Below are 23,045 nucleotides of genomic sequence, written 5' to 3' on the forward strand. Positions count from 1 at the left end.
CGTGACCACCGTCCGGCTCCCCCTCTTCCCCTTGAACTCCGTCCTGTTCCCGGGGCTCGTGCTCCCGCTCAACGTCTTCGAGGAGCGGTATCGCGCCATGATGCGCGAGCTGCTGAAGACACCGGAGGACGAGCCGCGCCGGTTCGCCGTCGTGGCGATCCGCGACGGCCACGAGGTGGCCCCGAGCGCGCCCGGCTTGCCCGACCCGACGGCCGTGCCCGAGCGGGGGCCCGCGGCCGGTTTCGGCGCGGACCCGGCCGCGGCGTTCCACAAGGTCGGCTGCGTGGCCGACGCGGCGACGATCCGGGAGCGCGCCGACGGCTCCTTCGAGGTGCTGGCGACCGGTACGACCCGGGTGCGGCTGCTGTCGGTCGAGGCGTCGGGCCCGTTCCTGACGGCCGAGCTGGAGACGCTGCCGGAGGAACCGGGCGACGAGGCGGCGCCGTTGGCCGAGGGGGTGCTGCGGTCCTTCCGCCAGTACCAGAAGCGACTGGCGGGCGCACGCGAACGGTCCCTGTCGACCGGCGCCGACCTGCCCGACGAGCCGGGCGTGGTGTCGTACCTGGTGGCCGCGGCGATGATGCTGGACGTCCCGGCCAAGCAACGCCTGCTCCAGGCTCCCGACACCGCCTCCCGGCTGCGCGACGAGCTGAAACTCCTTCGCTCCGAGACGGCCGTCATCCGTAGTCTGCCGTCGTTGCCGGCGTCGGAACTGACGCGCGGCCCGACGAGCCTCAACTGAAGCGGACCGGGATGGCGAAGAAGTCGAAGAAGCAGCAGGCGGGCGGCACCCCCGCGACGGTCGCGCTCACGGCGGCGGGCGTGGAGTTCACGGTCCACTCCTACGACCACGACCCCGCCCACCCCTCCTACGGCGAGGAGGCCGCCGAGGCGATGGGCGTCTCCCCGGACCGCGTCTTCAAGACCCTGGTCGCCGACGTCGACGGCACGCTGACGGTCGCGGTGGTCCCGGTCGCGGGCCAACTGGACCTGAAGGCCCTGGCAGCGGCGACCGGCGGCAAACGAGCGACGATGGCCGACCCGACCCTGGCGGAACGCACGACGGGCTACGTCAGGGGCGGCATCTCCCCCCTGGGCCAACGCAGAAAACTCCCCACGGTCCTGGACACCTCGGCCACGTCCCACCCGACGATCTGCGTCTCGGCGGGCAGGAGAGGCCTGGAAGTGGAACTGTCCCCGGGGGACTTGTCCAAGCTGACGGAAGCGGTACTCGCGTCTATCCGACGTTAGCTGCGGGCAGTCGTGCCGCTGGGGCGGCACGGGTGGGCGCAGCGGCACCCCGCGACGCCGGGTTGCGCACCCACCCGTCCTCAGCGACGACGCCGAGCACTAAGCAGCCGGCGGCCCCGGATACGCCCCGTCCCCGAACTCCGGCTCCGGATCCCGAGGCCCGAACAACGCCGTCAACCCCAGATGAAACACCAGCGCGGCAAACGGCCAGGCCAGCAACGCCCCCTTCGCCCCCAACTTCAACGGCGCCGAGAACGTCACCCCCTTGCCCACCTCCCTCGCACGCGCGACGACATCCTCCCCGGGCCCGAGCCACACCCCGACCCGCCAGGCCAGCAGCGCCCCGAGCAGCCCCCCGACGGCCAGCCCCACCACCAGCGGCACACCCCCGCGCCGCCGCAGCAGAAACACCACCAGGGCACTCACGACCCCGAAGCCCAGCGCGAGCAGCGTGAACGTCCCGTCCACCCCGATGGCCTGCTCCCCCTCGGTGTCCTTGAGGTAGACGACCCAGTCGCCGTTCACCACGGCACCGACCAGCGGCACGTGCGGCGCGAGCCACCACCACAGGACCCCGAGCAGCACCCCGCCGAGCGCCACGGCCACCGAGATCAGGGCGGCTTCCCGCACTTCCGTCTTCATTCCGGGCCCGTCCTGTCCGTACCAGCCGTGCCCGGCGTACTCGGCATGCTGGGCCCCCGGAGCGTGCGCCCCCTGCGCCTGGGGCCCGTACGCCGCGGACCCGGCGTCCGGCGGCTGCCACGCGCCCTGCGCGGAACGTTCATGCGGTGGCGGTGGCGGAGTCAGTGGTGCGGTCACCCTGCCATCGTGCCAGGCCCGCCTGTGCTCCGCGTCACCGGACGACCCCTCCCCGCTCACCGGACGGCCGCCCGCCGGTACGCCCAGGTCGCCACGGCCAGCGAGACGACGCCCACGGCCCCGCACACGGCGAGGTCACCGAGGACGAAGGCCCAGTCGGGATCCGGCCCGAACGTCCGGGCGAAGGCCTCGACACCGTACGTCGACGGCAGCAGATCCCGTGTGAAGCGCACGACCTCCGGCATCCGGTCGGCCGGCAGCACGCCCAGCAGCAGCGCCGCCGACATGCCCATCTGGCCGAGCAGCGTGGCCAGCTCCGGCCGGGGCGCGAGCAGCCCCAGCGCCGCCCCCAGGCCGGCGAGCGCGGCGCCCGCGAGCGGGATCACGGCCACGAGGATCCACAGATGGGCCAGCGGCAGCCCGAACAGCACGCAGCCGAACACCGCGGTCACGACGGTCCCGGGGACGGTGAACGACGCGTACGCGCCCGCCGCGCCCAGCACCACCGCTGCCGGCGGCACCGGCAGGGTGGCGTAATGGTCGAGTCCGCCGCTGGCCCGCAGCTGACCGAAGTACTGCGCGAGGAGGTTCAGCGCGACGAAGGCGACCACCAGGACCGACGAGCCGGCGACGACCGCCTGCGCCTCCGCGCCGTCGTCCACGACCCCGCGCATCAGGATCATGATCCCGATCGACTGGAAGGTCGCCACGAACAGCAGCGGGATCCGCGCGACCCGCGCCCGGGAGAGCTGCGCCCGGTACACGGCCGCCAGCGACGGCCACAACCGCGCGCGAGGTCCGAGCTCGGCCGCGTTCGCGGCGGGCTCCTCAGCGGCCAGGGCACTGCCCGGCAGGACATCGGCGGGTACGACACTCACGTCGCGCTGTTTCCCTTCGCTCGGTGCACTGCGGCAGTCGCCCTGTTCGATACGGACACGGCGGCCCGCGCGCTCAGGGCCTCGATGCTTCTCACGCCTTCACCAGTCCCTGCCGCGCGGCACCGCCCAGGGCCAGGTACACGTCCTCCAGGCTCGGCGTGGCCAGCGTGAAGTCGTCCAGGGCCGCGAAGGCCGCCCCTCCGGTGACGGTGGCGACCACCGCCCGGGCCTCCTCGGGCCCGAGCCGGAGCGTCCAGCGACGGCCCGCCTCCACGACGCGGTCCCGCAGCGCGGCCACCTCGGGGACGTGCAGCGGTGCCGCGTCGCGCCACACCAGGTCCACCCGCACCTCGCCGGCGACCTGTTCCTTGAGCCCGCCCGGCGTGTCGCAGGCGATCACCCGCCCCCGGTCCAGGACGGCCACCCGGTCCAGCACGGTCTCGGCCTCGATGACGTTGTGGGTGACGAGCAGCACGGTCGTGCCGCGCTCGGCCCGCCGCCGGTCGACCGCCGACCAGACGGCCCGCCGCGCCACCGGGTCCATGCCGGTGGTCGGCTCGTCGAGCACGAGCAGCGGCCGCTCCCCCACGAGCGCCGCGGCGAAGCACGCCAGGCGCCGCTGCCCCCCGGAGAGCTTCTTCAGCGGACGCCCGGCGAGCGACGCGAGCCCCAGTTCGTCGAGTACGTCGTCCCGCTCGGCCCGCGCCCGCCGTACGTCCAGTCCGCGCAGCCGACCGGTGGTCTCGGCGGCCAGCGACACGGTCAGCTCGTCGAGGGCGGTCGATTCCTGACCGAGGTAGGCGAGGATCCGCGCGGCCCGCTCCGGATGGCGCACGATGTCGTGCCCGAGGATCTCCACGCTGCCCGTGTCGGGCCGCATCAGCCCGGTGAGCTGGCGTACGAGGGTGGACTTGCCGGCGCCGTTCGGCCCGAGCAGGCCGAAGATCTCGCCCCGGCGGATGTCCAGCGTCACGTCGTCCGTGGCGCGGACCTCGGGGGTGCCGGGCGCGCCGCGCCTGCCCCGGACCGCCGGATAGGTCTTGGTCAGCCCGCGCACCGCGCACACGACGTCACCGTCGTGCCGAAATGCCTGTGCCGCGCGCTTACTCACAAGGGACGAGACTACGGTGTCGGGCGCCCCGGTCCGCTCCCGGGTCGGTCCGCAAAGGGAAATCCGCCGGCACAGACGTCAGTCGCCGACGGGTGCGTGCTCCACGCCCGTGCGCACGCCGATCTCCTTCCAGAATCCGGCCCGGATGGCGTAGCGGTCCCGTTCGTCGATCTGGTCGTCCTTGTGGGCGAGCAGGCCGAAGCGGGCTGCGTAGCGCAGCAGCTCGCCATCCACGCGGTGCGGGACGCGCGGGTACATGCCGGACAGTTTCTGGAGGTGGGTCTGGTCGCCGAGGCGTTCGACCCAGCGCCGGGCGAAGACCTGCCCGACCTCGTAGGGGTCGCCGCCGACCGTGGTGATGTCCTCCTCGCGGTCGGCCCAGCGCTGCTCGGCCGTGGTCAGCTGGGCGAGCGTCGGCATCGAGGCGGCCTCGGGGGGCTCGGCCGTGGGCCGGTCGACCCAGCCTTTGTCGGAGGACCAGCGCAGGGTTGCGGAGGCGGGGTGCTGGGCGGGCTGGACGCCGGGCCCACGCAGGGCGGCCAGGTCCTTGGGCGTGGGGACCCCTTTGGCGGCGGGCAGCCGCTCCTCCGTGCCGTTCTGCCCGGTGCCGGCCGCCGGGTGCGGGGGCGGCTGGGCGGGCCGCTCGGCCGATGCGGCGAGGGCGGAGTCGGGCAGCGGCGCGGAGAGGATCGCGGCGATCTCGGGCCGGGTCACGGGCTGCGGCGCGCACACCCCGTTGTACTCCTTGGCGCGGACGGCCTTGGTGATCCACGTACGGTCCAGCACGCGCCGTTCGTCGGCCTCGGCGACCAGGTCCTCGGACTGGTTGTAGTCGCCGTCGGCGGCCTGGACGGCCCACAGGTGGACGGCGACGCCGTGCTCCTTGGCGGCCATCATGCCGGGCAGCAGGTCGCCGTCGCCGGTGACGAGGACGACGTCGGAGCAGGCACGGTTGCGGGCCAGTTCGGTGAGCTCGGCGTGCATGGCGGCGTCCACGCCCTTCTGCGCCCAGCGGCCGTCGCTTCGGGTCAGCGCGCCCAGCCGGACGGTGACCCGGGGCATCACGCGCAGCCTGCGGTGCTCGGGTTGCGGGACGCGGTCGGGGGCGCCGTCGAACCAGTAGATGCGCAGCAGTGGCTGCTGCGTGTCGGACTCGGCACGCTCGCGCAGCCCCTGGATGAGGGCGGCGTGGTCGACGGTGATCCGGGACCGGGAGGGTTCCCCGGCGAGGAGACTCGCCGCGGCTCCCAGCAGATACCCGGCGTCCACCAGGACGATGCAGCGGTCCACGCGACTCACCCTCTTCCCAGGAGGTTTGTTTCGGGCTTGCTTCGAGTCTGCCCGACGGCGCGGAGGTTAACGGCCGGAACTCGATCTTCGGCGTGGCGTTTCGGAGGTTCCGGCCGCGACCGCCCCTGTCACGCACGGTAATTGTCCGACATGCGATCGTTGTCGGCCTGTGTGAATCTGGTCCCGGCCCTGGCCCCTAGATCCCCCACAGGAGGCATCACCATGGCCAAGAACAAGAACCGTGACCGTAAGCAGCAGCGTCCGACCGAGCGCGGACAGCGGGCGGACCGCCGTCCCGCGGCGGAGGCGGAGCCCCAGCCCGAGGCCGACATGACCCCCGGCGACGTGGCCTCCCACAAGCGGAAGCGCAGCTTCGGCCACAACTGACATCTGTGTGACGGGTTGTTGAGACCCCGCACATGCGTGAGGGGCGTACCCCGGTACCGGGTACGCCCCTCAGGCGCGTCGAGAGCTCCCCGGCTCCCTGACTTGGAGCCCTGCGTCAGCCCGCCAGGCAGGACGGTCCGAGCAGCACCTTCAGGTCGCCGAAGAGCGCCGGGTCGGGCTTCACCCGGTGCCGGTCCAGACGCAGCACGGTCGTCTTGGTGGGTCCCTGGAGCTTGATCCGGACCTCGCTGTCGCCCCTGTGGTGGCTGAGGACCTCGCCCAGGCGGCTGACCAGCGGCGGTGTGACCCGGGTGGCGGGGATGGTGAGGATCACGGGTGCGTTGGTGCCCGCGTTCGAGAGGTCCGGCACCATCAGCTCCATCGCGACGAGCCGTGGGATGTCCTCGCGCTTGTCGAGGCGGCCCTTGACGAACACCACGGCGTCCTCGACGAGTTGGGTCGAGACGAGCTGGTAGGTCGCGGGGAAGAACATGCACTCGATCGAGCCGGCGAGGTCCTCGACGGTGGCGATGGCCCAGGCGTTGCCCTGCTTGGTCATCTTGCGCTGGAGGCCGGAGATGATGCCGCCGATGGTGACCACGGAGCCGTCGGAGTAGTCACCGCCGGTCAGCTGGGAGATGCCCGCGTCGGCCTTGTCGGACAGGATGTGCTCCAGGCCGAACAGCGGGTGGTCGGAGACGTACAGACCGAGCATCTCCCGCTCCTGGGCGAGCAGATAGGTCTTGTCCCACTCGTCGGGGGAGAACTCCACGTCGAGCCCGAAGCCCGGCTCGCTGCTCTCGTCCTCGCCCATGCCGCCGAAGAGGTCGAACTGCCCCTCGGCCTCCTTGCGCTTGACCGCGACCACGTTGTCGATCATCGGTTCGTAGTGCGCGGTCAGGCCCTTGCGGGTGTGGCCCATGGCGTCGAAGGCGCCGGCCTTGATCAGCGATTCGGTGGTGCGCTTGTTGCAGACCACCGCCTCCACCTTGTCGAGGTAGTCCGGGAAGGAGACGTACTTCCCCTTGGCCTTGCGGCACCTGATGATCGACTCGACGACGTTCGTACCGACGTTGCGGACGGCGGAGAGGCCGAAGAGGATCACGTCGTCGCCCTGGGCCGCGAAGTTGGACATCGACTCGTTGACGTCCGGCGGGAGCACCTTGATGCCCATGCGGCGGCACTCGTTGAGGTAGACGGCCGACTTGTCCTTGTCGTCCTTCACCGAGGTGAGCAGGGCGGCCATGTACTCGGCGGGGTGGTTCGCCTTCAGGTAGGCGGTCCAGTACGAGACCAGGCCGTACGCGGCGGAGTGCGCCTTGTTGAACGCGTAGCCGGCGAAGGGGACCAGCACGTCCCACAGGGCCTGGATGGCCTCGTCGCTGAAGCCCTTCTTGCGGGCGCCCTCCTGGAAGAGGACGAAGTTCTTCGCCAGTTCCTCGGGCTTCTTCTTGCCCATGACGCGGCGGAGGATGTCGGCCTCGCCGAGCGAGTAGCCGGCGATGATCTGGGCGGCCTTCTGCACCTGCTCCTGGTAGACGATCAGGCCGTGGGTGACGTCCAGGACTTCCCTGAGGGGCTCCTCCAGCTCGGGGTGGATCGGCGTGATCTCCTGCTGGCCGTTCTTTCGAAGGGCGTAGTTCGTGTGGGAGTTCATGCCCATCGGGCCCGGGCGGTACAGGGCCGACACGGCGGAGATGTCTTCGAAGTTGTCCGGCTTCATCAGCCGGAGCAGGGACCGCATGGGGCCGCCGTCGAACTGGAAGACGCCGAGGGTGTCGCCGCGCTGGAGCAGTTCGAAGGTCGTGGGGTCGTCGAGGGGGAGGCTCAGGAGATCGATGTCGATCCCCTTGTTGGACTTCACCATCTTGACGGCGTCGTCCATGATCGTCAGGTTGCGCAGGCCCAGGAAGTCCATCTTCAGCAGGCCGAGCGACTCGCAGCTCGGGTAGTCCCACTGGGTGATGGTGACGCCGTCGGTGTGCCTGACCCAGACCGGGACGTGGTCGGTGATGGTCTCGCTGGACATGATCACGCCGGCGGCGTGCACGCCCATCTGCCGGACCAGGCCCTCGACGCCCTTGGCGGTGTCGATGACCTTCTTCACGTCGGGCTCGTTCTCGTACATCGCCCGGATCTCGCCCGCCTCCGAGTAGCGGGGGTGCTCGGGGTTGGTGATGCCGTCGAGGTTGATGCCCTTGCCGAGGACGTCGGCGGGCATGGCCTTGGTGAGGCGGTCGCCCATCGCGTAGGGGTAGCCGAGTACGCGCGCGGAGTCCTTGATCGCGTTCTTGGCCTTGATGGTGCCGTACGTGCCGATCATGGCGACCTTGTCGGCGCCGTACTTCTCCGTCACGTACCGGATCACCTCGACGCGCCGGCGCTCGTCGAAGTCGATGTCGACATCGGGCATGGAGATGCGCTCGGGGTTGAGGAACCGCTCGAAGATCAGGCCGTGCGGGATGGGGTCGAGGTCGGTGATGCCGAGGGCGTAGGCGACGATCGAGCCGGCCGCGGAGCCTCGGCCGGGGCCGACCGCGATGCCCTGCTTCTTGGCCCACATGATGAAGTCGGCGACCACGAGGAAGTAGCCCGGGAAGCCCATCGAGATGATGGTGTCCATCTCGTACTCGACCTGCTTCATGCGGTCGTCCGGGATGCCGTCCGGGAAGCGGCGGTGCATGCCGCGCAGGGTCTCCTCGCGGAACCAGCTGACCTCGGTGTACCCCTCCGGGATGTCGAACTTGGGCATCAGGTCGCGCTTCTCGAACATGCCCGTGGTGTCGACCATCTCGGCGATCAGCCGGGTGTTGGCGCAGCCCTCCTGCCAGGCGTCCGAGGAGTCGATGGCGTACATCTCGTCCGTGGACTTCAGGTAGTAGCCGGTGCCGTCGAACCTGAAGCGGTCCGGGTCGGAGAGGTTCTTGCCGGTCTGGATGCACAGCAGGGCGTCGTGGGCCGACGCCTCGTGCGCGTACGTGTAGTGCGAGTCGTTGGTGACCAGCGGGGGGATGCCGAGCTTCTTGCCGATCTCCAGCAGACCGTCACGGACCCGGTGCTCGATCTCGATGCCGTGGTCCATCAGCTCCAGGAAGTAGCGGTCCTTGCCGAAGATGTCCTGGTAGTCGGCGGCGGCCTTCAGGGCCTCGTCGAAGTGGCCGAGGCGCAGCCGGGTCTGGACCTCGCCGGAGGGGCAGCCGGTGGAGGCGACGATCCCCTCGGACCACTGGGCGATGGTCTCCTTGTCCATCCGGGGCCACTTCTGGAGCCAGCCCTCGGCGTACGCATCGGAGGACAGCCGGAAGAGGTTGTGCAGGCCGGTCGAGTTCACCGCCCACATCGTCTTGTGGGTGTAACCACCGGAACCGGAGACGTCGTCCCGCTTCTGGTGCGGCTGGCCCCACTGGATCTTGCGCTTGTTGCGGCGGGACTCGGGCGCGACATACGCCTCGATGCCGATGATCGGCGTGACCCCGGCCTTCTGCGCCGTGTGGAAGAAGTCGTACGCCCCGTGGAGGTTGCCGTGGTCGGACATGGCGATGTGCGACATGCCCATCTCGTTGCACGCGTTGAACATGTCCTTCAGCCGCGCGGCACCGTCCAGCAGCGAGTACTGGGTGTGGACGTGCAGGTGCGTGAACGGCGGCTTTGACACGGCTGCGGCCTCCAGGAAAAACATACGACCAATGGGGTCCGACAGGCTGCGGACAGTCTGGGGGACAGCGTCGAAGTCTATGCCCCGGCACTGACACTCGGGGGGCTGCCCCGCGTACCTTCGTGCGAGGGTCGCGGGCACTCCCGCGGACCACAGCACGTTAGGCAGAGGACGGACCCGCCGTCCCCAGACGTACGCACCAGGAGGCACCCAGCGATGTCGTTCCCGCAGCTCGACGAGGAGCACCGCGGTGAGGAGATCCTCGCCGTCTTCGACACCGCCTTCGGCGAGCTCCTGGCCGCCGACCCGGCCGCGTTCCGCGTGAAGTTCCGGAAGATGGCGGCCTCGGCCTTCGCCTTCTACCGGGGTACGGCGTGCCTCTTCTACCGCGACCTGGACGCAGAGAAGCGGGGCGGTCCGTATCTGGACGAGCGCACCTCGCGCGTGTGGATCCACGGCGACCTGCACGCGGAGAACTTCGGCACGTACATGGACGCCAACGGCCGCCTGATCTTCAACGTCAACGACTTCGACGAGGCCTACGTCGGCCCCTTCACCTGGGACCTCAAGCGCTTCGCCGCGTCCATCGCCCTGATCGGGTACGCGAAGGCGCTCAGCGACGAGCAGATCTCCGAGCTGGTGCGGATCTACGCGGTCGCCTACCGCGAGCGGATCCACGCCCTGGCCACCGGCGCCAAGAGCGACGAGGTGCCGCCGTTCACGCTGGACACCGCGCAGGGCCCGCTGCTGGACGCGCTGCGGGACGCCCGCTCGCTGACCCGGTTCGGCCTGCTGGAGTCGATGACGGAGATCCGTGACTTCGAGCGCCGTTTCGCACCGGGCGGCGGCTCGGTGGAGCTGGACGCGGCCACCCGCTACAAGGTGCTCGCCGCGTTCGACGGCTACCTGGAGACCCTGCCGGACAGCTCGCTGGCCCGCCCGGACTCCTACCGCGTGAAGGACGTCGTGGGCCGCCGCGGCATCGGCATCGGCTCGGCGGGGCTGCCGTCGTACAACATCCTCCTGGAGGGCCACAGCGACGCCCTGGAGAACGATGTCGTGATCTACATCAAGCAGGCCCAGACCCCGGCGGTCTCCCGGCACATCACGGACCAGGCGATCCGCGACTACTTCCAGCACGAGGGGCACCGCACGGTCATCTCCCAGCGCGCCCTCCAGGCGCACGCCGACCCGTGGCTGGGCTGGACCGAGCTGGACGGCGCGGGCCAGCTGGTCGCCGAGGTCTCGCCGTACGCGGTGGATCTCGACTGGGGCGACATCGACGAGGCGGAGGAGATCGCCCAGGTGGTCGCCGACCTCGGCCGGGCCACGGCCACGATGCACTCGGCGGCGGACGACCAGTCCGGTGAGTCCCTGGTGCCGTTCTCCACGGAGCGGGCCATCGACGCGGCGATCGCCGCGGACGAGGAGGGCTTCGCACCGCTGCTGGTCGACTTCGCGCACGGCTACGGCGCACGCGCCCGTGCCGACCACCAGACCTTCGTGGATCTGTTCCGCAACGGAAGGATTCCGGGTCTGTGAGGTTTTTGGCCGTCCGCGCCCTCACAGGCATCCTTTAGGGGTCCCTTACCGGCCTCCGTGACAGACTCTCCTTTCGCTATGGACATATCCGGGATCCAGCTCAGAGCCGTGCGCGCGGCGCTGTTCACGGCCGTGGTCGTGACGCTCAGCACCGCGTCGCACGTCCTGCTGTCCCAGGCCCCGCTGCCGGTGAGCACGGTGGCCGCGGTCGCCACCGCCGTGTTCGTGATCGCGTACGCCCTGGCGGGCCGCGAGCGTTCCTTCGGGCGGATCGCGGCCCTGCTGATCCCGCTGGAACTGGGCGCCGACACGGTGTTCACCACGGGCCAGCACGCCTGTTACGGCCGGGCGGGCGGCCCGGTGGCAGGCCCGCTGCGGTCGGTCGGCCTGGACGTGCTGTGCGGGGGAGGCGAGGTCGGCACGCCGCTGGCCAGGATGGCCGGCGCCGCCGGCACGGACCGGCTCGCGGCCGCGGTCGCGCATGCCGACCCGGCCACCTCCTGGCTGCTGCTCGGCGCGCACATCGGCGTCGGCCTCGCCGCCGCCGTCTGGCTGCGCCGCGGCGAGCGGGCTCTGGCCCAGCTGCTGCGGGCGGTCACGGCTACGACGTTCCGGCCGCTGCTGCTGGCGGTCGCCGCGGTGGCGGTGCGGCGGGCCCCGGCCGGGCGCCGGCTGCCCTCACGGGCCGCGGACCGCACGTCGACCGCCCGCGACCTGGTCCTCGCGTACTCCCTGGGACGGCGCGGACCGCCGTGCTCCCCCGCCTTCGCCTGAGGCACCCGCCGTGACGCACGGCACTTTCGAGCACGAGCAGTCCCCCTTACGTATTGCGCACACGACGTGTGCGTGTCCCCTACGGAGAACATCACCATGAGCAAGCGGAACAGCCAGTCGGCGAAGACGGCGGCCCGGGAGCGGCTGCGCGCCGAGCGCGAGCGCGAGGCCAAGCGGGCGAAGGCCAAGCGGCAGATCGTCGTCGCCTGCTCCATCGTCGGCGTCCTGGCGATAGCCGGCGGCATCGGCTACGCGGTCGTCCAGGCCAACAAGCCCAGCTACTGGGAGGGCCAGAAGGACGCCAAGGTCGTCACCCCGGCCAACACCACGGGCACCAAGGGCACCACGGTCGTCATCGGCAAGGACTCGGCCAAGAAGACCCTGAAGATCTACGAGGACCCGCGCTGCCCCGTCTGCGCCCAGTTCGAGCAGACCGTCGGCTCGACCGTGAAGAAGGACATCGACGACGGCAAGTTCAAGATGCAGTTCGTCGGCGCCACGTTCATCGACAACAAGGACAACGGCGAGGGCTCCAAGAACGCCCTGAGCGCCCTGGGCGCCGCGCTGAACGTGAGCGACCAGGCGTTCCTCGACTACAAGGCCGCGCTGTACTCGGCGAAGTACCACCCGGACGAGACGACCGACAAGTTCAAGGACGACAGCTACCTGATCAAGGTCGCGAACACCGTCCCGGAGCTGAAGGGCAACAAGAAGTTCCAGGACGCGGTCGAGAAGGGCACCTACGACGCCTGGGCGATGGCCATGTCGAAGACCTTCGACGACAACAAGGACGGCGTGAAGGGCACTCCGGGCTTCGTCATGGACGGCAAGCAGCTCACGGCCGACAGCCAGGGCACGCCGCTGATGACGGTCGCCGACTTCAACCGGGTCGTGGGCGAGGCCCTCAAGAAGTAGTGACGGCGGGTCAGGGACCCACCACCGCGTGAAGAGCGGGCGAACTTTCCGAGTTCGCCCGCTCTGGTGCATACCGATCAGTAACCTGATCGGTCGTGACCAGTCGATACAGATCATCGAAGACGTCAGAGGGCCTCAACTCCCTCACCCCGCGCCGCCGTACGGTCGTCAAGGCCGCGGCGGCGACCGCTGTCCTGGCCGGACCGCTGGCGGCGGCCCTGCCCGCGCGCGCCGCCGACCAGGCCCCCGCCTTCCTGCACGGCGTCGCCTCCGGTGACCCGCTGCCGGACGGCATCCTGCTGTGGACCCGTGTGACGCCCGTACCGGAGGCCATACCCGGCTCCGGAATCGGCCCGGACACCGACGTCAGCTGGGTCGTCGCCAGGGACAAGGCGTTCACCACGGTCGTCGCCAAGGGCTCCACCACCGCGACCGCCGCCTCCGACCACACGGTGAAGGCCGACATCCGCGGCCTGGAACCGGCCACCGACTACTGGTTCCGCTTCTCCGCCGGCGGCACCGACTCCCCCGCCGCCCGCACCCGCACCGCCCCGGCGGCCGACGCGGCCGTCACCAACCTCCGCTTCGGCGTGGTCTCCTGCGCCAACTGGGAGGCCGGCTGGTTCTCCCCGTACCGCCATCTCGCGGCCCGCGGCGACCTGGACGCCTGGCTGCACCTCGGCGACTACATCTACGAGTACGGCACCGGCGAGTACGCCACCCGCGGCAAAGTCGTGCGCCCGCACGCCCCGGAGCACGAGATCGTCACGCTCGCCGACTACCGCGTCCGGCACGCGCGGTACAAGACCGACCCGGACCTCCAGGCGCTGCACGCGACGGCCCCGGTCGTGGCGATCTGGGACGACCACGAGTTCGCCAACGACACCTGGTCGGGCGGCGCCGAGAACCACACGGAGGGTGCGGAGGGCGCCTGGTCCGCCCGCCAGGCCGCGGCCAAGCAGGCCTACTTCGAGTGGATGCCGGTACGCCCGGCGCTCGCGGGCACCACCTACCGCCGGTTGCGCTTCGGCAAGCTGGCCGACCTCTCGCTGCTGGACCTGCGGTCCTTCCGCTCCCAGCAGGTGAAGGTCGGCAACGGCGGGGTCGACGACCCGGACCGTACGCTCACCGGCCGCGCCCAGCTCGACTGGCTCAAGTCGGGCCTGAAGGCCTCCGACACGACCTGGCGGCTGGTCGGCAACTCGGTGATGATCTCGCCGTTCGCCATCGGCTCGCTCTCCGCCGACCTGCTGAAGCCCCTCGCCAAGCTGCTCGGCCTGCCGCAGGAGGGACTCGCTCTCAACACCGACCAGTGGGACGGCTACACCGACGACCGCCGCGAACTGCTGGCCCACCTGCGCGCGAACGCGATCCGCAACACCGTCTTCCTCACCGGCGACATCCACATGGCGTGGGCCAACGACGTGCCGGTGGACGCCGGCACCTATCCGCTGTCGCCGTCGGCCGCCACGGAGTTCGTCGTCACCTCGGTCACCTCGGACAATCTCGACGACATCGTCAAGGTCCCCGAGGGGACGGTCTCGTCCGTCGCCTCGCCCGTCATCCGCGCCGCCAACCGGCACGTCCACTGGGTCGACACCGACCGCCACGGCTACGGCGTCCTGGACATCACGGCCGAGCGCGCGCAGATGGACTACTACGTCGTCTCCGACCGCACCGAGCGCGACGCCACGGCCGCCTGGGCCCGCTCGTACCGCACACGCAGCGGCACGCAGAAGGTCGAGCGCGCCTACGACCCTGTGTAAGAGCCGGCCTTGACGACTTCCTAGAGGGATTCGAGGAAGCCGAGCGCCACCCGCCAGGTGGCCTCGGCGGCCTCCTCGTCGTAGTCGGGCAGGTCGGGGTCGGTGTAGAGGTGGCCGGCCCCCGCGTACCGGTACACCTCCACGTCGGCGCCGGTCCGGCCCATCTGGAGATACCAGGCGCTGAGCCAGTCGTCCGTCTCGAAGGGGTCCGGCTCCGCCACATGCAGCTGGACCGGCAGGTCCTCCGCGGTGACGCCGGGCGCGATGTCCGACGTGCCGTGCAGGAGCAGCAGGCCGCGCGCCTTCTCGTCGCCGAGGGCGAGGGTCTGCGCGATGGAGGCGCCGAGCGAGAACCCCGCGTACACCAGCCCGCGCTCCGAGTAAGGCGCGGCGGCCAGCACGGCCCGCTTCAGCAGCTCGTCCTTGCCGATCTTCTCGTTGTGCTCCATCCCCTCCTCGACCGTGTCGAACGTACGCCCGTCGAAGAGGTCGGGGGTCCACACCTCGTGTCCGGCCGCGCGCAGTCTGTCAGCGGCCTGGAGCACCGCGGGCCGCAACCCCTGGGTCGAGTGAAAGAGCATGATGTTCATGTAGGCCATGGTGCCAGCGGGGTGTGACAACCCGGCTTGGCGGCACTACCCAGGACGCAGCGGAAGTCACATGTTCATGCCCCCCGGGAGCCGGTTAGGTTCGGGGGCATGGAGAACCTGCTACGACCGCTGATCGTGGTCGGTGGCTCGGTCGTGCTCACGCTCGTGATCGGCTGGGCCACCGACCTCCTGCTGCGCAAGGCCGACGAACGGCACCACGAGACCCCGCTGTGGGGTCTGCTCCGCCGCGGCCGCATCCCCTACCAGCTCGTGCTCCTGGCGGCCCTGCTGAGAGGGTCGTACGACGAGGCGGAACTGCTGGAGAGCCGCGCCGAAGGCATCGGCCGGACGCTGACCCTGGTACTGATCGGGTCGACCGCCTGGCTGGTGATCCGTATCGCGGCGGCGATCGTCGAGACGTCGTACAGCCGGTACGCCAGTGCCCGGGCCCACCGCGACCCGGCCAGGGTCCGCCGGGTGCGCACCCAGGTGACACTGATCATGCGGGTGGTGTCCGCGATCGTCGGCGTGGTGGCCGCGGCGAGCATGCTGCTGACGTTCCCGGCGTTCCGGGCGGCGGGCGCCTCGCTGCTGGCCTCGGCCGGCATCCTCGGCATCGTCGCCGGTGTCGCAGCCCAGTCCACGCTGAGCAACATGTTCGCCGGCTTCCAGATCGCCTTCGGCGACATGGTGCGCATCGGGGACACCGTGGTGGTGGACGGCGAGTGGGGAACCGTCGAGGAGATCACCCTGACGTACCTGACCGTCCACACCTGGGACGAGCGCCGGATCACGATGCCTGTGTCGTACTTCACGTCCAAGCCGTTCGAGAACTGGTCGCGGGGCACCCCGCAGATGACCGGCATCGTCTTCTGGCACCTCGACCACACGGCCCCCGTCGAAGCGATGCGCGACAAGCTCCGCGACATCCTGCGCGAGTGCCCGGCCTGGGACGGCCGCGCCTACAACCTGTGCGTCACGGACACCACCCCGAACACCATCCAGGTGCGGGCTCTGGTGACCGCGAAGGACGCCGACGACATATGGACCGTACGGGTCGCGGTCCGCGAGCAGATGGTCCGCTGGCTGGCCGACGAGCACCCGTACGCCCTGCCCCGGGTGAACACGGCGGACGCGATCCTGCCGCCCTCTTCCGGCAACGGCCACAATCCGTCCCCGGACGGGGTGCCGCTCCAGCAGCGGCGCTACCACAGCTCGGGACGCCCGGAACGCTGAGGAGGGAGCGACGAGGACGGCCGCCCGTGACGCGGGCGGCCGTCCTCTGACATGGGGCGGCCGTCGTCTGCGGGGCGGCCGTCCCGGCACGGGTCAGTGACCGCGCTCGGCGCCGCCGTTGACCTGGATGATCTGCGAGGTGATGTGCCCGGCGCCCGGGGAGGCGAGCCAGTGCAGGGTCCCGGCGACGTCCCCGGGGGTGCCGGCCCGCCCGGTCGAGGTCTCGCCGACGAGCCGTGCCCGGCGCTCCTCGTCCATCGCGTCTCCGAAGAACTCGGTGTCCTCGACGTAGCCGGGCGCGACCACGTTCACCGTGATGCCGCGTGGTCCCAGCTCGCGGGCGAGATCGTGGGCGTAGGGGTGCAGACCGGCCTTGGCCGCCGCGTAGGCCCCGCTTCCGGAGCCCCGGTAGGCGGCGATGGAGCCGAGGAACAGCACGCGCCCGCCGGGCTCGGCGAGCCGCGGCTTCAGCGCCTCGGTGAGGAGGACGGCGGTCAGGGTGTTGAGCCGGAAGTTCACGGTCCAGGTATGGGCGACGCCCGCGAGGGGATCGTCGCTCCCGGCGTCCGGTTCCAGCAGCCCGTTGCCCCCGGCGCCGTGCACGAGCACGTCCACGGCCCCGAGCTCCCGCTCCACGAACGAGGCGACACCGCGCACGTCCTCCGGCTCGGCCAGATCGGCCGCGTAGGTCAGGGCCCCGGGCACCGCGGCCTTCTCCAGCACTTCAGGCCGCCGCCCGAGCAGCAACACCCGGTCTCCGTCCTCGGCGAACACCCGGGCCGTCGCGAGCCCGATTCCCGTACCCCCACCACTGATCACTACATTCCGTGCCATACCGACGACCTTACGGCCCGTCAGCCGCCGACGGCGAACCGTCCCCCAGGGAATCTCCGGCCTCTCGACGAAACGTCACGGGCGACGCGTGGCCGGCCGGCTCACCGCAGACTGCGCACGTCGAGATGGCGCAGCACCCGGTCGACGACCTCCGGATCCGCCCCGGGCTCGCTCCGCGCCGCCAGCACCTCGTGCCGCGCCGCGCTCAGCATCTCCTGCTGGATCCGCCGCACCCGCTTCACCCGCCGCGCCCGCTCGCGGTACGCCTCCCGCCGCTCGTCCTCGGCCAGTTCGGGGCTGATCCGCACCCCGAGGTCGAAGGCCCGCCGCAGCATCTGCTCGGACAGTTCCTCCGGCAGCTCCTCGGTCTCCTCGATCTCCCGGAGCCGGTGTTTCGCGGCCTTCGACGCCCGGATGGCCAGCTCCTTCGCCAGCTCCTTCTCGTGATCGGTGTCGGCCTTCACGCCGAGCCGCCGCACCAGCCACGGCAACGTCAGCCCCTGCAGCACCAGGGTCGCCATGATCACCCCGAACGCGATGAAGATGATCTCGTCCCGGCTGGGAAACGGCGCCCCCGCGTCCGTCTCCAGCGGAATGGCCAGCACCAGCGCCACCGAGGCCACCCCGCGCATCCCCGACCACCACATCACCACGGTCTCGCGCCAGCTCACCGGGATGTCCTCGTCGTAGTCCCGCCGCGCGTGCAGCCGTTTGGTGAGCCAGGTCGCCGGCATCAGCCACAGCAGCCGGACGAGCACGACGACGACCACCACCACCGCCGCCCATCCGAGCAGCTCGCCCCACCGGCCGGAAGCGGTGCGAATGGCGTTGTGCAGCTCGAGGCCGACCAGCCCGAACGCGACACCGGTGACGAGCGTGTCGACGATGTTCCAGAACGTGTGCCCGGCCAGCCGCGTCATGACGTCGTCGGCGTCGGACCCGTACTCCGCGAGGAACACCGCGGTGGTGAGCACCGCGAGCACCCCGGACCCGTGCAGTTCCTCGGCCATGACGTACGAGGCGTAGGGCACGAGGAGGGTGAGCCCGATCTGGAGCGTGGCGTCCCCGAGCAGTTCCATCAGCTTGTTCGCGCCCCAGCCCAGCGCGATGCCCACGGCCACCGCCACCACGGCCGACAGCACCAGATCGAGCCCCGCGCTCCAGGGCGAGAACGTCCCGCTGACGGCGGCGGCGATCGCCACGTGGTAGAGGACGATGGCCGTCACGTCGTTGAAGAGCCCCTCACCCTCCAGGATCGACACCAGCCGGCGCGGCAGCCCCAGCTGCCCGGCGACAGCGGTCGCCGCGACCGGGTCGGGCGGCGCCACCAGCGCGCCGAGGGCGAACGCCGCGGCGAGCGGCAGGCCCGGCACGATCGCGTCGGCCACGGCGGCCACAGAGGCCATGGTGACGAACACCAGTGCCACGGCGAGCAGGAAGATCGGCCTCTTGTTCGCCGTGAACTGCCGCCACGAGGTGCGCCGCACGGCCGCGTACAGCAGCGGCGGCAGCAGCAACGGCAGGATCAGGTCCGGCGGGATCTCGACGTTCGGCACGAACGGCAGCAGCGCGAGGACTATCCCCAGGAGCGTCATCAGCACCGGCGCGGGCACTTTGAACCGGTCGCCCACGGGCACACTGATCACGGCCCCGAGCAGCAGCACGAACAGCAGGGCCAACTGATCCACGGTCAGCGCTCCGGGAGGTCAAACGGTCACACAACTGACCTCAAGCCTGCCACGCAGCTCCCAGGGCAAACCGTTTCGGCACCCGTCACGCGGGGCTAGAGCGAACGCCGCATCCCCTGGTGCGGAATGCCCGCCTCCATGTACTCGGGCCCGTACGGCTCGTAGCCGAGCCGCTCGTAGAAGCCGAGCGCGTGCGTCTGCGCGTGCAGGTCCACGGCCGCGAGCCCGCGCGCGCGTGCCGCGTCCTCGATGGCCCGCACCAGGGCGACGCCGACACCGAGCCCGCGTGCGGAGCCCGCCACGGCGAGCCGGCCGAGGCAACCCACGGTCGGTCCGGCGCCGGTCTGCGCCACGGCCGCCTCCCCGTGCAGCAGCCGCCCGGTCCCGAGCGGCACACCGTCCTCCCGGACCGCCAGCACATGGACGGCCCCGGCGTCGTACGCGTCGTACTCGATCTCCTCCGGCACGCCCTGCTCGCCGACGAAGACCTCCTTGCGCACGGCGAAGCACGCCTCACGGTCGGCCGGGCCCTCGGCGACCCGCACCACGTACGACGGCGACGGCGTGCTGCTCATCCGTACGTCTCCTCCCGGACCTGGTCCAGGGCCTTCTGCAGGTCGGCCGGGTAGTCGCTGGCGAACTCCACCCACTGCCCGTCCCCCGGGTGCTCGAACCCGAGCCGCACCGCGTGCAGCCACTGGCGGGTCAGATGGAGCCGCTTGGCGAGCGTCGGGTCGGCGCCGTAGGTGAGGTCCCCGACACAGGGGTGCCGGTGGGCGGCCATGTGGACGCGGATCTGGTGGGTGCGGCCGGTCTCCAGCTTCACATCGAGCAGGGAGGCCGCGCGGAACGCCTCGATGAGGTCGTAGTGCGTGACGGACGGCTTGCCGTCGGCGGTGACCGCCCACTTGTAGTCGTGCTGCGGGTGCCGGCCGATCGGGGCGTCGATGGTGCCGCTGGTCGGGTCGGGGTGGCCCTGGACGAGCGTGTGGTACCGCTTGTCGACCGTGCGCTCCTTGAACTGGCGCTTCAGCGACGTGTACGCGTACTCCGACTTGGCCACCACCATCAGCCCCGACGTGCCCACGTCCAGCCGGTGCACGATCCCCTGACGCTCGGCGGCGCCCGACGTCGAGATCCGGTATCCGGCGGCGGCGAGGCCTCCGATGACGGTCGGCCCGGTCCAGCCCGGCGAGGGGTGCGCGGCCACGCCGACCGGCTTGGCGATCACGACCACGTCATCGTCGTCGTGCACGATCTCCATGCCCTCGACCGGCTCGGCCACCACCTGCACCGGCGCGGGCGCCTGCGGCATCTCGACCTCCAGCCAGGCGCCGCCGTGCACACGCTCCGACTTGCCGACCACCGATCCGTCGACCGTGACCTTCCCGCCGGCGGCGAGCTCGGCCGCCTTGGTCCGGGAGAAGCCGAACATGCGGGAGATGGCGGCGTCGACGCGCTCGCCCTCCAGGCCGTCGGGCACGGGCAGGGTACGGATCTCGGGAATCGTGCTCACCCGTCGAGTATGCCGGACAGGATCGTCGGCCCCGTACGGCGCCTGTGGACAACTCCGTGCGGGGCTCAGTCCTTGTGGACGGTCCCGTCCGGGTCGAGCCCCTTGAACGACAGCAGCACGATCAGGATGCCGCCGCACACGATCGCCGAGTCGGCCAGGTTGAACACGGCGAAGTGCTTCGGTGCGATGAAGTCCACCACCGCGCCCTCGAAGACACCCGGCGCCCGGAAGATCCGGTCGGTGAGGTTGCCCAGCGCACCGCCGAGCAGCAGGCCGAGCGCGATCGCCCAGGGCAGGCTGTAGAGCTTGCGGGCGAGCCGGGCGATCACCACGATCACCGACGCCGCGATCACGGTGAAGATCACCGTGAAGGCCTCGCCGAAGCCGAAGGCCGCGCCCGCGTTGCGGATCGCCTCGAACTTCAGCCAGTCCCCGATGATCTCGATGGGCGGGTGGTGCTCCAGTTTGGCCACCACGATCAACTTGCTGACCAGGTCGAGGGCGTAGGCGAAGGCGGCGACCGCGAACAGGACCGCGATCCGCCGCTTGCCCCGGGGCCGCCCGGCCGTGGCCTCCGGCCGATCGGTGCCGGACGCTCCGGCGGCCGCCGCGTCGGTGCCGGACCCACCGGCCGGGGCGCGGGTGACCTCCGAGTCGGCGCGCTCGCCCGAGGCCGTGTGCTCGCCGGGCCGCTCCTGCCCGCTGCCGGCCGCGTCCGGTGTGTCCGGCGTACCGATGATGCGCTCCGCCTCTGCCACGTGAGTCCTTCAACCTAGGTGCCTGACCAGGGCCTGCCCGACACATTCCCGTCGTCCGCCCGCAGGGCGGGGCCCGCGGCGTCTGGTGCGTGCGATCGCAAGGCGCCGGAGCGCCCTCGTGGCGGAGCCACGGCGGGCGGTGCGGCAACGCGGCGAGCGCGCGTGCCAGGCGTCGCGGGGCAGGCGGGAATGTGTCAGACAGGCCCTGGGACGAGGGTACGGCACACTCTGTGCGCCCCACGTGCTCAGTAGGCATTCGGTCGCAGGTCAGTACCGGCGCTCCTGCTTCTGCTTGCACTCCACGCACAGGGTGGCCCGCGGGAAGGCCTGCATCCGGGCCTTGCCGATGGGGTTGCCGCAGTTCTCGCACAGGCCGTAGGTGCCCGAGTCGAGACGTTCCAGGGCGCGCTCGGTCTGGACGAGCATCTCGCGCGCGTTCGCGGCCAGGGCCAGCTCGTGCTCGCGGGTGATGTTCTTGGTGCCGGTGTCCGCCTGGTCGTCGCCCGCGCCGTCCCCGGAGTCCCGCATCAGGCCGGCGAGGGACCGCTCGGACGAGGTGATCTCCTCCCGCAGCCGGGTCTCCTCGGACTGGAGCTCGGCACGCGCCTCGTCGACCTCCTTCGCCGTCCAGGGGTCCTCGCCCGGGCGTACCGCGAGCTCACCGGGTTCCGCCGCGCCCCGCGCCTTGGGAACCGCGGTCTTGGCCGCCGTGGCCGTGCCAGGGGTCTTCTTCGCACCCACCGTCGTCGCTCCCGTCTGCTGCGCGGCCTCGGCCGCACCCGCATTCTTGGCCGTGCTGCTCCCGGCCGTGTCCTGTGTGACCGCGCCGGTCCGGGTGGTGCCCTTTCCGGCCGCGCCCTTCGTGGTGGTGCTCCTGCCTCCGGCGCGAACGCCCTCGGCCTCGACGTCCTTCTCCGCGGCGACGGCCTTGGCGGCCTTCGCCCTCTTGACAGCGGCCTTCTTGGCCGCCGCCCCCTCGGCCGCCGCCTTTTTGGCCGCCGTCTTGGTGGCCACCTTCCTGGGGGCCGCCGTCTCCTTGGCCGCCGTCTTGGTGGCCACCTTGCTGGGGGCCGCCGTCTCCTTGGCCGCCGCCCTCGTGGCTGTCGACTCTGCGGCTGCCGCCTTCCCGGCCGCCGCCTCCTTGGCCGCCTTCTTGGCAGCCGCTTTCCCGGCTGCCGTCTTGGTGCCCGCCGCCTCCTTGGTCCGGGCCTTCTTGGCCGCCGCCTTTCTGGGCGTCGCCTTTCTGGGAGTCGCCTTCGTGGCCGCCACCTCTATGGCTGCCGCCTTCCCGGCCTCCGTCTCCTCGACAGCCGTCTCCTGCACGGCCGTCTTCTCGGCAGCCGCCTTCCCGGCCGGAGCCTCGGCCCCCGCCTTCTTGGCCGCCGTCCCCTTGGCCGCCACCTTCCCGGCCACCGCTTTCCCGGCAGCGGCCTTCTTGGCCGTCACCTTCTTGACGGCCGTCTTCGTCCTGGTGACAGCCGCCTTCGTCCCCTCGGTCGCCTTCCCGGCCGCACCCTTCGCCGCCCGCCCCGCCGAGCCCCCCTGCGTGGTCTTCTTCCCGCCCACGTCCTTGGCCGCACCGCCGGAGGCCTCCGCGGACCTGCCGGAGGCCGACTGCTGTACGGCGGTCTTCTTCGCCACCATGGCCGCGGCCCCTTCACATATTGTGATCTTGCTCGCGAAATCGTGCTGGGACGATAAATCGACTTGAGTCCCGCGGCAACGGGGCACACCGCCCGATTCGCCCGCCTCGCGCACGCCGCGCGGCGAACCTGCATCCGTTGTGCCCAGCTCCCCGCCGGGTAATCCGCCGAGCCGGACGTCCCAGGATCCGAACACCTATACCTCCCCAATCGGGTCATCAAACCCATAAATCCCCCAAACGGAATCCCGTACGCCTCCCTGGCCCCGGCCGTCCCGAAAAGCGGTCGGCCGCTGTCCGCGCGGCGCCGTACACTGGGCGGAGCGAAAAGCGTGGATGGGGACGAGTAGCGGCGTACGCAGCCCAGAGCGACCCGGGGACGGTGGAAGCCCG

The 23,045-nt window shown here is 71.0% G+C and carries 20 protein-coding genes; 8 read left to right on the forward strand and 12 right to left on the reverse strand.

Annotated elements, in window-relative coordinates:
* Position 1 precedes the first annotated feature (1 nt).
* A complete protein-coding gene (locus SSQG_RS09855) occupies positions 2-742 on the forward strand; it encodes an LON peptidase substrate-binding domain-containing protein (RefSeq protein WP_003989591.1) in 741 nt (246 codons plus the stop codon).
* 11 nt (positions 743-753) lie between these two features.
* The gene (gene ybaK, locus SSQG_RS09860) at positions 754-1,251 is read left to right on the forward strand and encodes a Cys-tRNA(Pro) deacylase (protein WP_003989592.1); all 498 of its coding nucleotides are present in this window, start codon (positions 754-756) and stop codon (positions 1,249-1,251) included.
* Between the two features lie 99 nt (positions 1,252-1,350).
* Here ybaK and SSQG_RS09865 read toward each other — a convergent pair whose 3' ends face one another.
* The 4 genes from SSQG_RS09865 to SSQG_RS09880 form a co-directional block, all read right to left on the reverse strand.
* Positions 1,351-2,070: a DUF2567 domain-containing protein gene (locus SSQG_RS09865; RefSeq protein WP_003989593.1), complete on the reverse strand. Its 720-nt coding sequence runs from the start codon at positions 2,068-2,070 to the stop codon at positions 1,351-1,353.
* A gap of 56 nt (positions 2,071-2,126) precedes the next feature.
* A complete protein-coding gene (locus SSQG_RS09870) occupies positions 2,127-2,948 on the reverse strand; it encodes an ABC transporter permease (protein WP_003989594.1) in 822 nt (273 codons plus the stop codon).
* A 91-nt stretch (positions 2,949-3,039) separates the two neighbouring features.
* Positions 3,040-4,014, reverse strand: a complete 975-nt coding sequence (locus SSQG_RS09875; protein WP_039932271.1) for an ABC transporter ATP-binding protein — start codon at positions 4,012-4,014, stop codon at positions 3,040-3,042.
* A 123-nt stretch (positions 4,015-4,137) separates the two neighbouring features.
* Positions 4,138-5,349, reverse strand: a complete 1,212-nt coding sequence (locus SSQG_RS09880) for an NYN domain-containing protein (protein ID WP_039932273.1) — start codon at positions 5,347-5,349, stop codon at positions 4,138-4,140.
* Positions 5,350-5,571: 222 nt separating this feature from the next.
* Between SSQG_RS09880 and SSQG_RS38960 the strand changes: the two genes are divergently transcribed.
* Entirely contained in the window at positions 5,572-5,736 is a 165-nt protein-coding gene (locus SSQG_RS38960; protein ID WP_244299081.1) for a hypothetical protein, read from the forward strand.
* 115 nt (positions 5,737-5,851) lie between these two features.
* On the opposite strand, the gene dnaE is transcribed toward SSQG_RS38960, so the two are convergent.
* The gene (gene dnaE / locus SSQG_RS09885; RefSeq protein ID WP_003989598.1) at positions 5,852-9,391 is read right to left on the reverse strand and encodes a DNA polymerase III subunit alpha; all 3,540 of its coding nucleotides are present in this window, start codon (positions 9,389-9,391) and stop codon (positions 5,852-5,854) included.
* A gap of 216 nt (positions 9,392-9,607) precedes the next feature.
* On the opposite strand from dnaE, the gene SSQG_RS09890 reads away from it, so the two are divergent.
* The 4 genes from SSQG_RS09890 (at position 9,608) to SSQG_RS09905 (ending at position 14,388) form a co-directional block, all read left to right on the forward strand.
* Positions 9,608-10,933: a DUF2252 domain-containing protein gene (locus SSQG_RS09890; RefSeq protein WP_003989599.1), complete on the forward strand. Its 1,326-nt coding sequence runs from the start codon at positions 9,608-9,610 to the stop codon at positions 10,931-10,933.
* A gap of 78 nt (positions 10,934-11,011) precedes the next feature.
* Positions 11,012-11,707, forward strand: coding sequence for a hypothetical protein (locus tag SSQG_RS09895; protein ID WP_003989600.1), 696 nt, complete (start codon positions 11,012-11,014; stop codon positions 11,705-11,707).
* Between the two features lie 96 nt (positions 11,708-11,803).
* Positions 11,804-12,622: a thioredoxin domain-containing protein gene (locus tag SSQG_RS09900; protein WP_003989601.1), complete on the forward strand. Its 819-nt coding sequence runs from the start codon at positions 11,804-11,806 to the stop codon at positions 12,620-12,622.
* A gap of 95 nt (positions 12,623-12,717) precedes the next feature.
* A complete protein-coding gene (locus SSQG_RS09905; RefSeq protein ID WP_003989602.1) occupies positions 12,718-14,388 on the forward strand; it encodes an alkaline phosphatase D family protein in 1,671 nt (556 codons plus the stop codon).
* Between the two features lie 20 nt (positions 14,389-14,408).
* Here SSQG_RS09905 and SSQG_RS09910 read toward each other — a convergent pair whose 3' ends face one another.
* A complete protein-coding gene (locus tag SSQG_RS09910) occupies positions 14,409-14,978 on the reverse strand; it encodes a dienelactone hydrolase family protein (protein ID WP_003989603.1) in 570 nt (189 codons plus the stop codon).
* Positions 14,979-15,086: 108 nt separating this feature from the next.
* On the opposite strand from SSQG_RS09910, the gene SSQG_RS09915 reads away from it, so the two are divergent.
* Positions 15,087-16,214, forward strand: coding sequence for a mechanosensitive ion channel family protein (locus tag SSQG_RS09915; RefSeq protein WP_003989604.1), 1,128 nt, complete (start codon positions 15,087-15,089; stop codon positions 16,212-16,214).
* Positions 16,215-16,307: 93 nt separating this feature from the next.
* Here SSQG_RS09915 and SSQG_RS09920 read toward each other — a convergent pair whose 3' ends face one another.
* From SSQG_RS09920 to SSQG_RS09945, 6 genes are all read right to left on the reverse strand, one after another.
* Positions 16,308-17,048, reverse strand: coding sequence for an SDR family NAD(P)-dependent oxidoreductase (locus tag SSQG_RS09920; protein WP_003989605.1), 741 nt, complete (start codon positions 17,046-17,048; stop codon positions 16,308-16,310).
* Between the two features lie 101 nt (positions 17,049-17,149).
* Positions 17,150-18,736 (reverse strand): Na+/H+ antiporter, encoded by a 1,587-nt coding sequence (locus SSQG_RS09925; protein WP_039932274.1) that lies wholly within the window; start codon positions 18,734-18,736, stop codon positions 17,150-17,152.
* A 95-nt stretch (positions 18,737-18,831) separates the two neighbouring features.
* Positions 18,832-19,311: a GNAT family N-acetyltransferase gene (locus SSQG_RS09930; RefSeq protein ID WP_003989607.1), complete on the reverse strand. Its 480-nt coding sequence runs from the start codon at positions 19,309-19,311 to the stop codon at positions 18,832-18,834.
* A complete protein-coding gene (locus SSQG_RS09935) occupies positions 19,308-20,252 on the reverse strand; it encodes an RluA family pseudouridine synthase (protein WP_003989608.1) in 945 nt (314 codons plus the stop codon). Before SSQG_RS09935 ends, SSQG_RS09930 begins: the two co-directional genes overlap by 4 nt.
* A 65-nt stretch (positions 20,253-20,317) precedes the next feature.
* Entirely contained in the window at positions 20,318-21,010 is a 693-nt protein-coding gene (gene lspA, locus SSQG_RS09940; RefSeq protein ID WP_003989609.1) for a signal peptidase II, read from the reverse strand.
* 267 nt (positions 21,011-21,277) lie between these two features.
* A complete protein-coding gene (locus SSQG_RS09945) occupies positions 21,278-22,654 on the reverse strand; it encodes a TraR/DksA family transcriptional regulator (protein ID WP_039932275.1) in 1,377 nt (458 codons plus the stop codon).
* Positions 22,655-23,045 lie beyond the last annotated feature (391 nt).

Origin of the sequence: Streptomyces viridochromogenes DSM 40736 (assembly GCF_000158955.1) — a bacterium.
GTDB lineage: Bacteria > Actinomycetota > Actinomycetes > Streptomycetales > Streptomycetaceae > Streptomyces > Streptomyces venetus.